The organism is Pseudomonas sp. CAN1, from assembly GCF_030462585.1.
In the GTDB taxonomy this organism is placed as follows: domain Bacteria; phylum Pseudomonadota; class Gammaproteobacteria; order Pseudomonadales; family Pseudomonadaceae; genus Pseudomonas.
The window spans coordinates 116,761-128,114 of the sequence record NZ_JASMRU010000017.1 but is presented as its reverse complement, the minus strand read 5'-3'; the positions used below and the strand labels follow the sequence as shown (position 1 = coordinate 128,114).

Here is an 11,354-nt window from a genome sequence, read left to right as displayed (position 1 = left end):
AGCGCAGGATCGGGTCGGTGCGCAGCTTATGCCAGGCGCCGGAGAGGGTCATCATGCCGTTGATCATGCCGCCCCAGCTCGGAGCCAGCAGGATCAGGGACATCACCATGCCCAGGGACTGGGCCCAGTCCGGCAGCGCGGTGTAGTGCAGGTGGTGCGGACCGGCCCAGATGTACAGGGTGATCAGCGCCCAGAAGTGCACGATGGACAGGCGATAGGAGTAGATCGGACGCTCGGCCTGCTTCGGAACGAAGTAGTACATCATGCCGAGGAAGCCGGTGGTCAGGAAGAAGCCTACGGCGTTGTGGCCGTACCACCACTGGATCATCGCGTCGGTAGCACCGGCGTAGACCGAGTAGGACTTGAACCAGCTGACCGGCAGTTCCGCGCTGTTGACGATGTGCAGCATCGCGGTCACGAGGATGAAGCCGCCGTAGAACCAGTTGCCCACGTAGATGTGCTTGGTCTGGCGCTTGACGATGGTGCCGAAGAACACCACGGCATAGGTGACCCAGACGATCGCCAGGAGGATGTCGATCGGCCATTCCAGCTCGGCGTACTCCTTGGAGGAGGTGTAGCCCAGCGGCAGGGTGATGCCGGCCAGCACGATCACTGCCTGCCAACCCCAGAAGGTGAAGGCGGCGAGGCTGTCAGAAATCAGGCGGGTCTGACAGGTGCGCTGTACGACGTAGTAGGAAGTAGCGAAGAGAGCACAGCCGCCGAAGGCGAAGATCACCAGGTTGGTGTGCAGCGGACGGAGGCGGCCGAAACTGGTCCAGGGAAGGTCCAGGTTCAACTGGGGCCAAACCAACTGTGAGGCGATGTAGACACCAACCCCCATTCCAAGTATCCCCCAGACCACCGTCATGATGGCGAACTGGCGGACGACCTTATAGTTATAAGCAGTCGGACTGATTGCTGTGCTCATTCTAAGGTTCCACGGTTTTTGGATTTTATGGACAAAAAAACGGCGGCAAGTATGTAGAAAGCAGGTAGCCAATGCAACGCGCCGGCCCTTGGCGTGGAGCAGGTTTGGCGCCTGTTGCAGAGCGCTCTGCGCCCTGATCTGCTGCTCGTTTCGGGTCGCTCGTGCCAACCTGGGAAGTGGGTCAGGTTAGTCGTATTGCAGGTTTGCGAATGGAAACCAGCTTAGACGCGAACGGGGAGGGTGTGAAGAAAGGGGATAGAGAGGGTGCGACACTTCGTCGCGATAATGCGGGGGAAGAAACTCGCGCCCGTTTCAAGGGGCGCGAGTTGGGGCGGGGAGTTTACTTCGCCTGGCCGGAGATGTTGTAGATGTAACCGGCAAGAATGTGCACTTTGTCTTTGCCCAGGTACTGCTCCTGCGCCGGCATCTGGCCTTGGCGGCCGTGGCGGATGGTCTGCTGCAGTTGCGCGTAGCTGGAACCGTAGATGAATGCGCCCGGGTGAGTCAGGTCAGGCGCGCCCATGATCGGGTTGCCCTTGCCTTCCGGACCGTGGCACGCGACGCAGGTAGTGGCGAACAGCTTGCCACCGTTGTCGACGTTGTCCGCGGTCACGCCTTCGGGCAGCTTGCGGCCGTCCAGGTTGGCGGTGACGAAGGCGGCGACATCCTGCACGCCTTTCTCACCCAGCACTTCACCCCAGGCCGGCATTGCCGCATGGCGGCCACCGAGAATGGTGGTCTCGATGTCCTGGGCGGTGCCGCCCCAGCGCCAGTCGCTGTCGGTCAGGTTGGGGAAGCCGACGGCGCCCTTGGCGTCGGAGCCGTGGCAGATCGAGCAGTAGGTGGCGAAGAGACGCTCCCCCATTTTCATTGCTTGCGGGTCCTTGGCGACCTCTTCCACGGGCATGGCGGCGTATTTGGCGAAGATCGGACCGTATTTTTCCTTGGCCAGGGCTTCTTCGCGCTCCCACTGCTTGTCCTGGGTCCAGCCGCCGTCATAGCCCGGCAGGACGCCTTTCCAGTTGCCCAGGCCCGGGTAGAGCATCAGGTAGCCGGCGGCGAACACGATGGTGCCGACGAACAGCAGGAACCACCATTTGGGCAGCGGGTTGTCGTATTCCTCGATGCCGTCGAAGGCATGGCCCATGGTCTGGTCGGTGGTGTTCGAGGACTGCCCGCTGCGGGTGGCGAAGACCAGCCACAGCAGGGCGATCAGCGAGCCGACTGTTAGAACGGTGATGTACAGACTCCAGAAGGTAGTCATGCGTTGTTGCTCCTAGAAGCTTGCTCTTGCTCAGCGTGACGCTTGGCTGCCGGGTCATCCGCGAAGGGCAGTAGCGCGTCTTCGTCGAAGCGCTCCTTGCGTTTGCCGCCGTAAGCCCAGAGCAGTACGCCGACGAAGGCCACCATCACGATGACGGTGCCGAGGCCGCGAATGGTCCCGATATCCATGCTGTCACCGCTTGTTCTTGATGGAGGTGCCGAGGACCTGCAGGTACGCGACCACCGCGTCCATTTCGGTCTTGCCTTTGACGGAATCGCTGGCGCCAGCGATGTCGTCGTCCGTGTAGGGCACGCCCATGACACGCATCACTTCCAGTTTCTTCGCCGTGTCCTTGCCGTCGAGCTTGTTCTCGACCAGCCAGGGGTAGGCGGGCATCTTCGATTCCGGCACCACGTTGCGCGGGTTGTACAGGTGTGCGCGGTGCCAGTCGTCCGAGTAGCGGCCGCCGACGCGGGCCAGGTCCGGGCCGGTACGCTTGGAACCCCAGAGGAACGGGTGGTCCCAGACGCTTTCGCCGGCGACGGAGTAGTGGCCGTAGCGCTCGGTCTCGGCGCGGAACGGCCGGATCATCTGCGAGTGGCAGCCCACGCAGCCTTCGCGGATGTACACGTCACGGCCTTCCAGTTGCAGCGCGGTGTAGGGCTTCATGCCTTCCACCGGGGTGTTGGTGACGTCCTGGAAGAACAGCGGAACGATCTGGGTCAGGCCGCCGATGCTGACGGCGACGGCCATGCACAGGGCCAGCAGGCCGACGTTTTTCTCGAGTATTTCGTGTTTCATGTCGGTCTCCTCAGGCCATCTGCGCCGCGGCTTGCATTTCAGCCGGCTTGGCGGCGGCTACGGTGCGCCAGGTGTTGTAGGCCATGACCAGCATGCCCAGCAGGAAGATGGCGCCACCGATCATCCGCACGATGAAGCCGGGGTGGCCGGCGGCCAGGGCTTCGACGAAGGAGTAGGTGAGGGTGCCGTCGGAGTTCACTGCGCGCCACATCAGGCCCTGGGTGATGCCGTTGACCCACATCGAGGCGATGTAGAGGACGGTGCCGATGGTGGCCAGCCAGAAGTGGGTGTTGATCAGGCCCACGCTGTGCATCTGCTCGCGGCCGAAGACCTTCGGGATCATGTGGTACAGCGAACCGATGGAGACCATGGCAACCCAGCCCAGGGCGCCGGCGTGTACGTGGCCGATGGTCCAGTCGGTGTAGTGGGAGAGGGCGTTGACGGTCTTGATGGCCATCATCGGGCCTTCGAAGGTGGACATGCCGTAGAAGGCCAGGGACACCACCAGGAAGCGCAGGATCGGGTCGGTGCGCAGCTTATGCCAGGCGCCGGAGAGGGTCATCATGCCGTTGATCATGCCGCCCCAGCTCGGAGCCAGCAGGATCAGCGACATCACCATGCCCAGCGACTGCGCCCAGTCCGGCAGCGCGGTGTAGTGCAGGTGGTGCGGGCCGGCCCAGATGTAGACGGCGATCAGTGCCCAGAAGTGCACGATGGACAGGCGATAGGAGTAGACCGGACGCTCGGCCTGCTTGGGCACGAAGTAGTACATCATCCCCAGGAAGCCGGCGGTCAGGAAGAAGCCCACGGCGTTGTGGCCGTACCACCACTGGATCATGGCGTCGGTGGCGCCCGAGTACAGCGAGTAGGACTTGGTCAGGCTGACCGGGATTTCCAGGTTGTTGACCACATGCAGGATCGCCACGGTCAGGATGAAGCCGCCGAAGAACCAGTTGCCCACATAGATGTGCTTGGTCTTGCGCTTCATCAGCGTGCCGAAGAAGACGATGGCGTAGGAAACCCAGACGATGGTGATCAGGATGTCGATCGGCCATTCCAGCTCGGCATACTCCTTGGAGGAGGTCATGCCCAGCGGCAGGGTGATGGCCGCACACAGGATCACCAGCTGCCAACCCCAGAAGGTGAAGGAAGCCAGCGTGTCGGAGAACAGACGGGTCTGGCAGGTACGCTGCACCGAGTAGTAGCTGGTGGCGAACAGTGCGCAGCCGCCGAAGGCGAAGATCACCGCGTTGGTATGCAGCGGACGCAGGCGGCCGAAGCTCGTCCACGGTAAGCCGAGGTTAAGGTCCGGCCACACCAGTTGCGCGGCGATCAGGACACCGACGGCCATGCCGACGATCCCCCACACCACTGTCATAATGGCGAACTGGCGGACCACCTTATAGTTATAAGCGGTCTGATTGGTTGTGCTCATTTATGGGCTTCCATCCACGGTTATGGGCTATGCCCATCCCGGCAGGTTTTTTACGGCTTACGGCGTATGCCGCCCCTCCCCCTTGGGATAGGTACTAATTCGGAATTAGCGGAGTGAAGGATGGATAAAGGCACCTCTGGGAATATTGATTCGGATCAATTGCCGCCTGAGACCTCTGTCGCGAGCGCCTGCGGTCCTTTGTCGCTGTTGCGGAACCCGGCACAGGGCGAGCTGTCAGCGACGCTGGTCCTGGCGCACGGAGCGGGCGCTCCGATGGACAGTCCGTTCATGGACGACATCGCCGCGCGCCTGGCCGGAAGAGGTATCTCGGTGGTGCGCTTCGAGTTCCCCTATATGGCTATGCGCCGCGAGGACGGAAAGCGCCGGCCGCCCAACCCGCAGAAGCAGTTGCTGGAGTGCTGGCGGCAGGTCTATGCGCAGATTCGCGCCGAGGTGCCGGGCAAGCTGGCCATCGGTGGCAAGTCCATGGGCGGGCGCATGGCCAGCCTGCTGGCCGATGAGCTGGGGGTGGATGCGCTGGTCTGCCTGGGCTACCCGTTCTACGCCGCCGGCAAGCCGGAGAAGCCGCGGGTGGCACACCTGGCGGAGCTGAAGACGCCGACTCTGATCGTTCAGGGTGAGCGCGACGCGCTGGGGGACCGGGCTACCGTTTCAGGCTACGTGCTGTCCGCGGCGATTCGCCTGGAGTGGCTGGTGGCGGGCGATCACGATCTGAAACCTCTGAAGGCAAGCGGCTACAAACACGAGGATCATTTGGAGTCTGCTGCGAAGGAAATTTCTATCTTTCTTGAAACTTTGTAGGCCTGGATGGCCATTTCCTAAGCCGTTCGTAATGTGAGCCTTCCTACTCTGTGCGCCGTCAGTCCCCTGTGACTAGCGCCCGCGATTACAGCTAAAGAAGCAAGGCTCGCATGAATATTCCCAACACGCTGTCCGATTCTCTGTACGAAGTTTTCCCTTCCATTCTGCTCACCGGCGCCACCGGATTCCTTGGTGGCGCGGTGGCCGCGCATCTGATCGAAGAGGGGCACAGGGATTCGCTGCTGTTCCTGGTGCGTGCCGAAGGCCCAGAGCAGGGCCTGGAGCGTCTGCGCGACAATCTGCGCCTGCACTCCGTGCTGGAGCTGGACCTGCAGCACCTGCAGGCTTCCCAGGTCATCTGCGGCGACCTGCTCGACATCGCCTGGCTGCGCGCCGAGCGGCCGCGACTGATGCAGATCGAGCAGGTGATCAACTGCGCAGCAGTGGCTTCCTTCTCGAAGAACCCGACCATCTGGCCGGTGAACGTGGAGGGCACTTTCGCCTTCGCCAAGGTGATGAGCGAGTCCGCTCGCCTCAAGCGCTTCCTTCACGTTGGCACGGCCATGTGTTGCGGCCCCGACCGTCCTTCGCCTATTCGCGAGTCCTGGGACTTCCCGCCCAGCGAGGAGCAACTGGTGGATTACACCGCGTCGAAGGCGGAGATCGAGCGCCGCATGCGCGAAGAACTGCCGCAACTGCCGCTGGTGGTGGCGCGGCCGTCGATCGTGGTCGGTCACAGCCGCCTCGGTTGCCAGGCTTCGGGCAGCATCTTCTGGGTGTTCCGCATGGGCTTCGCGCTGGAGAGCTTCACCTGCGACCTGGACGAGCAGATCGACGTGATCCCGGTGGACTACTGCGCCGAATCCATCGTCGCGCTGGCGCTCAAGCCGACCCTGGAACACAGCCTGTACCACATCTCCGCCGGCAACGAGGCTTCCTGCACCTTCGGCGAAATCGACCGTGCCTTCGCCCATGCGCAGGGTGAGGAACCCGTCGGCGAACGTTATCGCAAGGTCTCGGCGGAAAACCTGCGCGAGCTGGCCAACAACTTCGAGGCACGCATCGGCAAGGCCAATCCGCGCCTAGTGCTGCGGGCACTGCGCCTGTACAGCGGCTTCGCCGACCTCAACTACCTGTTCTGCAACCAGCGCCTGCTCGACGAAGGCATCGCACCGCCGCCGCGTTTCAGCGACTACGTGGACGTCTGCGTGCATTCCTCGCGGGATGTGAGCATCCCGGCGCAGATGCAGTGGGACTTCAAGTAACCCAGCTGCAAGCCTTGTAGGAGCGAGCTTGCTCGCGAACCCTATCCGGTCAAGACGCTGCGTAGGGCGGATAACCCGGAACGGGTTATCCGCCGCAATGGCGGATAACGCCTGAGGCGTTATTCGCCCTACGGTCCTGCTCCGTCATCAAGGGATTCGCACGCAAGCTCGCGCCCACAGGTGAGCCTGGGCGCTAGCGGTTGAAGCGTTCCACCAGCGAATACTGGCGCTGCGCGGTGTGGGTCAGCTCCTCGCTGAGCAGCGCGGTGCGCTGGGCTTCGCCGGAGGTCTGGTCGGCGAGGTTGGCGATGGTGCTGATGTTGCGGTTGATCTCCTCGGCCACGGCGCTCTGTTCCTCCGCCGCGGCGGCGATCTGGGTGGTCATCTCGGTGATGTTGGCCACCGCATCGCTGATGCCCACCAGCGCGTTGTCCGCCTGCAGCACGCGATCCACGCCTTCGTCGGCCTGACGGCGCCCTGACTCCATGGCGCGTACCGCCTCGGTGGCGGTGTTCTGCAGGTTGGCGATCAGCTGATGGATTTGCCCGGTGGACTCAGCCGTACGCTGGGCCAGCTGGCGCACCTCATCAGCCACCACGGCAAAGCCACGGCCCATCTCGCCGGCGCGGGCGGCCTCGATGGCGGCGTTGAGCGCCAGCAGGTTGGTCTGGTCGGCGATGCCCTTGATCACATCCACCACGCCACCGATCTGCTCGCTGTCGCGGGCCAGCTGGCTGACCGCTTCGCCGGTCTCGCCCACCGAACTGGACAGGCGCTGCATGGCCTCGCGGGTTTCGGCGGCGATCTGCCGGCCCTCGGTGGTCAGTTCATTAGCCTGGCGGGTGGCATCGGCGGTGCGCTGCACGTTGTCGGCGACTTCCTGGGTAGTGGCGGCCATCTGGTTGACGGCGGTGGCCACCTGCTCGGTTTCCTCGCGCTGGCGGTCCAGCCCGGCGGAGCTGTGGTGAGCCAGGGAGTCGGCTTCGCGGGCCTGTTCGGTGAGGGTTTCGGCGGTGTCCTGCAGGCGGGTCAGACAGGTCTTCAGCCGCGCTTCCTGGCTGAGGATGGACATTTCCAGGCGCGCCTGGGCGCCACGGCTGTCGGTGTACATCTGCGCGATCAGTGGGTCGGAGGTGGTCTGCTCGGCGAGGCGCAGCAGGCGTTTCAGGCCGCGCTGTTGCCAGCCCAGGCCGGCCAGGCCCAGCGGGATCGAGAGCAGGGCGGCGAGCACGAAGCCCCAGTGCGAGTTCAGCCAGGCGCCGATGAGGAAGCCGATCTGGCCGATCAGGATGAACGGCAGCCAGTCCAGCAGCACCGGCAGCCAGCGGTCGCGCGCCGGGATGGCCGACTTGCCGGCGTTGATCCGCGCGTACAGGGCTTCGGCGCGGCGCACCTGTTCGGCAGAGGGCTTCACGCGCACCGATTCGTAGCCGACGATGGCGTTGCGTTCGAACACCGGCGTGACGTAGGCGCTGACCCAGTAGTGGTCGCCGTTCTTGCAGCGGTTCTTGACGATGCCCATCCACGGCCGGCCTTTCTTCAGGGTCGTCCACATGTGCTCGAACACCGCCGAAGGCACGTCCGGATGGCGCACCAGGTTATGCGCCGCGCCCACCAATTCCTCGCGGGAGAAGCCGCTGATGGCGGTGAAGGCCTCGTTGACGTAGCTGATCACGCCGCGGTCATTGGTGGTGGAGATCAGCCGCTGTTCGGCGGGGAAGGTGCGTTCACGCTGGGTGATCGGCTGGTTGTTGCGCATCAGGCTGGCATCTCGGAAAAAGGCGAATTGGTACGTCTGTCCAGCTTATCGGCCGCCGGATCGGAAATTTGATGGCAATCACAGAAAAATGTCAGAAGAGTGACGCCGGGAGAATGACGATAGCGTATCGCCATCGGTCAGGGAAATGAAACCAAAGAAGGAGGGCGGCGGCCCGTTGCAGGCCGCCGCACCGCTTTAGATCAGGCTGCGCAGCACATAGTGGAGGATGCCGCCGGCCTTGAAGTACTCGACTTCGTTCTGGGTATCGATGCGGCAGAGGACGTCGAAGTTGTCCTGGGTGCCATCTTCGCGCTTCACCGCGACCTTGAGGTTCATGTGCGGCTTCAGCTCGCCGGACAGGCCGCTGATGCTCAGCACTTCCTTGCCAGTCAGTTTCAGCGCCTTGCGGTCCTGGCCGTCCTTGAACTGCAGCGGCAGTACGCCCATGCCCACCAGGTTGGAGCGGTGGATGCGCTCGAAGCTCTCGGCGATCACCGCCTTCACGCCCAGCAGGTTGGTGCCCTTAGCCGCCCAGTCGCGGGACGAGCCGGTGCCGTACTCCTTGCCAGCGACGATGACCAGCGGGGTGCCGTCCTTCTGGTAGCGCATGGCGGCGTCGTAGATCGCCAGCTTGTCGCCGGTCGGGACGTACAGCGTATTGCCGCCTTCCTCGCCGCCGAGCATCTCGTTCTTGATGCGGATGTTGGCGAAGGTGCCGCGCATCATCACCTCGTGGTTCCCACGGCGCGAGCCGTAGGAGTTGAAGTCGGCGTAGGCCACGCCGTGCTCGCTGAGGTAGCGCCCGGCCGGGCTGTCCTTCTTGATGTTGCCGGCAGGGGAGATGTGGTCGGTGGTCACCGAATCGCCCAGCACCGCGAGGATGCTGGCGCCCTCGATATCTTCAATTTTCGGCGGCGCCTCGGCGATGTGCTCGAAGAACGGCGGGTGCTGGATATAGGTGGAATCGTCCTGCCAGGTGTAGGTCTTGGCGTCCGGCACCTGGATCGCACGCCATTTCTCGTCACCCTGGAAGACTTCGGCGTACTCCTTGTGGAACATCGCCGTGTCGACTTTCTGTACCGCGTCGGCGATTTCCTGCTGGGTCGGCCAGATGTCCTTCAGATAGACCGGTTGGCCATCCTTGCCGGTGCCCAGCGGGTCCTTGGTCAGGTCGGTGCGCACGGTACCGGCCAGTGCATAGGCCACCACCAGCGGTGGCGAGGCCAGCCAGTTGGTTTTCACCAGCGGGTGTACCCGGCCCTCGAAGTTGCGGTTGCCGGAGAGCACCGAGGCGACAGTCAGGTCGGCCTGCTGGACGGCCTTCTCGATGGGTTCCAGCAGTGGGCCGGAGTTGCCGATGCAGGTGGTGCAGCCGTAGCCCACCAGGTCGAAGCCCAGCTCGTCCAGATAACGGGTCAAGCCGGCGGCATGGAAGTACTCGGTGACCACCTTGGAGCCGGGCGCCAGCGAGCTCTTCACCCAGGGCTTGCGCTGCAGGCCCTTCTCCAGCGCCTTCTTCGCCAGCAGGCCGGCGGCCATCATCACGCTCGGGTTGGAGGTGTTGGTGCAGGAGGTAATGGCGGCGATCACCACCGCGCCGTTCTTCAGCCGGTAGGTGTGGCCATCGTGCTGGTAGTCGGCTTCACCGGTCGGGGCCGACGCGCCCACCGCAGCGCCGCCACCGCCTTCGCTGAGCAGGCGGCCTTCCTCGGTGGAAGCAGGTTTGATCTGCAGGCCGAGGAAGTCATCGAAAGCCTCGCTGACATGGCCGAGGGCGACGCGGTCCTGCGGGCGCTTGGGCCCGGCGAGACTGGCTTCGACATCGCCCATGTCCAGTTGCAGGGAATCGGTGAACACCGGCTCGTGGCCTTTCTCGCGCCACAGGCCCTGGGCCTTGCTGTAGGCCTCCACCAGCTTGACTGCGTCTTCCGGGCGGCCGGACAGGCGCAGGTAGCCCAGGGTGATTTCGTCCACCGGGAAGAAGCCGCAGGTGGCGCCGTATTCCGGGGCCATGTTGGCAATGGTGGCGCGGTCGGCCAGGGGCAGGTCGGCGAGGCCGTCGCCATAGAACTCGACGAATTTTCCGACCACGCCTTTCTTGCGCAGCATCTGGGTGACGGTCAGCACCAGGTCGGTGGCGGTGATGCCTTCCTTCAGCTTGCCGGTGAGCTTGAAGCCGATCACCTCGGGGATCAGCATCGACACCGGCTGGCCGAGCATGGCCGCTTCCGCCTCGATGCCGCCCACGCCCCAGCCGAGCACGCCGAGGCCGTTGATCATGGTGGTGTGCGAATCGGTGCCGACCAGGGTGTCGGGGAAGGCATAGGTGCGGCCGTCCTCGTCCTTGGTCCAGACGGTGCGCCCCAGGTACTCCAGGTTGACCTGATGGCAGATGCCGGTTCCCGGCGGCACCACGCGGAAGTTGTCGAAGGCGTTCTGCCCCCAGCGCAGGAAGGCATAGCGCTCGCCGTTGCGCTCCATCTCGATCTCGACGTTCTGCGCAAAGGCCGACTGGCTGGCGAACTTGTCCACCATCACCGAGTGGTCGATGACCAGGTCGACGGGCGACAGCGGGTTGATCTTCTGCGGGTCGCCGCCGGCCTTGGCCATGGCGTCGCGCATGGCGGCGAGGTCGACCACCGCCGGTACGCCGGTGAAGTCCTGCATCAGTACACGGGCGGGGCGGTACTGGATCTCGCGTTCGGAGCTGCGGGTCTTCAGCCAACCGGCCAGGGCTTTGAGGTCGTCGCCGGTGACGGTGTTGTCGTCTTCCCAGCGCAACAGGTTTTCCAGCAGGACCTTCAGGGACATCGGCAGCTTGCCCAGGTCCCCCAGGCTCTTCGCCGCTTCGGGCAGGCTGTAATAGTGATAGGTCTTGCCGGCGACCTCCAGGGTGCGCAGGCTGTTCAGGCTATCCACTGCGGGCATGACATTCTCCTCAGGCTTGAATTCTGCTCGTGATCGGCAGCGCGGCCGATGGCTTCGTGGGCGCTAGCGATACTTGGCGAAGAAGGAAGCAAACATCCTGATCCATCGCAGATAAGCTGCGATTAGTGGCAATCTTCGCCATGCAGGGCAAT

The 11,354-nt window shown here is 63.8% G+C and carries 9 protein-coding genes; 2 read left to right on the top strand and 7 right to left on the bottom strand.

Annotated features, from left to right (window positions below; translation table 11 throughout):
* The 5 genes from QO207_RS20890 to ccoN all read right to left on the bottom strand — a co-directional run.
* The coding region (locus QO207_RS20890) for a cbb3-type cytochrome c oxidase subunit I (RefSeq protein ID WP_301534225.1) at nucleotides 1–928 on the bottom strand (928 nt) is incomplete at its 3' end.
* A gap of 340 nt (nucleotides 929–1,268) precedes the next feature.
* Nucleotides 1,269–2,192, bottom strand: a complete 924-nt coding sequence (gene ccoP, locus QO207_RS20885; protein WP_301534224.1) for a cytochrome-c oxidase, cbb3-type subunit III — start codon at nucleotides 2,190–2,192, stop codon at nucleotides 1,269–1,271.
* Complete coding sequence (locus QO207_RS20880) at nucleotides 2,189–2,380, bottom strand: CcoQ/FixQ family Cbb3-type cytochrome c oxidase assembly chaperone (protein WP_017516305.1); 192 nt, start codon at nucleotides 2,378–2,380, stop codon at nucleotides 2,189–2,191. Before QO207_RS20880 ends, ccoP begins: the two co-directional genes overlap by 4 nt.
* A gap of 4 nt (nucleotides 2,381–2,384) precedes the next feature.
* A complete protein-coding gene (ccoO, locus tag QO207_RS20875; RefSeq protein WP_192294941.1) occupies nucleotides 2,385–2,993 on the bottom strand; it encodes a cytochrome-c oxidase, cbb3-type subunit II in 609 nt (202 codons plus the stop codon).
* A 10-nt stretch (nucleotides 2,994–3,003) separates the two neighbouring features.
* Nucleotides 3,004–4,428, bottom strand: coding sequence for a cytochrome-c oxidase, cbb3-type subunit I (gene ccoN / locus QO207_RS20870; protein WP_192294940.1), 1,425 nt, complete (start codon nucleotides 4,426–4,428; stop codon nucleotides 3,004–3,006).
* 120 nt (nucleotides 4,429–4,548) lie between these two features.
* Between ccoN and QO207_RS20865 the strand changes: the two genes are divergently transcribed.
* Together QO207_RS20865 and cprA are read left to right on the top strand one after the other, a co-directional pair.
* A complete protein-coding gene (locus tag QO207_RS20865) occupies nucleotides 4,549–5,250 on the top strand; it encodes an alpha/beta family hydrolase (protein WP_301534223.1) in 702 nt (233 codons plus the stop codon).
* Nucleotides 5,251–5,360: 110 nt separating this feature from the next.
* Nucleotides 5,361–6,515, top strand: coding sequence for a cationic peptide resistance protein CprA (gene cprA, locus QO207_RS20860; RefSeq protein WP_301534222.1), 1,155 nt, complete (start codon nucleotides 5,361–5,363; stop codon nucleotides 6,513–6,515).
* A 193-nt stretch (nucleotides 6,516–6,708) separates the two neighbouring features.
* Here the strand turns inward: cprA and QO207_RS20855 are convergent, their stop codons facing one another.
* Both QO207_RS20855 and acnA read right to left on the bottom strand, forming a co-directional pair.
* The gene (locus tag QO207_RS20855; RefSeq protein WP_301534221.1) at nucleotides 6,709–8,274 is read right to left on the bottom strand and encodes a PAS domain-containing methyl-accepting chemotaxis protein; all 1,566 of its coding nucleotides are present in this window, start codon (nucleotides 8,272–8,274) and stop codon (nucleotides 6,709–6,711) included.
* A 195-nt stretch (nucleotides 8,275–8,469) separates the two neighbouring features.
* Nucleotides 8,470–11,202 (bottom strand): aconitate hydratase AcnA, encoded by a 2,733-nt coding sequence (gene acnA / locus QO207_RS20850; protein WP_301534220.1) that lies wholly within the window; start codon nucleotides 11,200–11,202, stop codon nucleotides 8,470–8,472.
* Nucleotides 11,203–11,354: the final 152 nt, after the last annotated feature.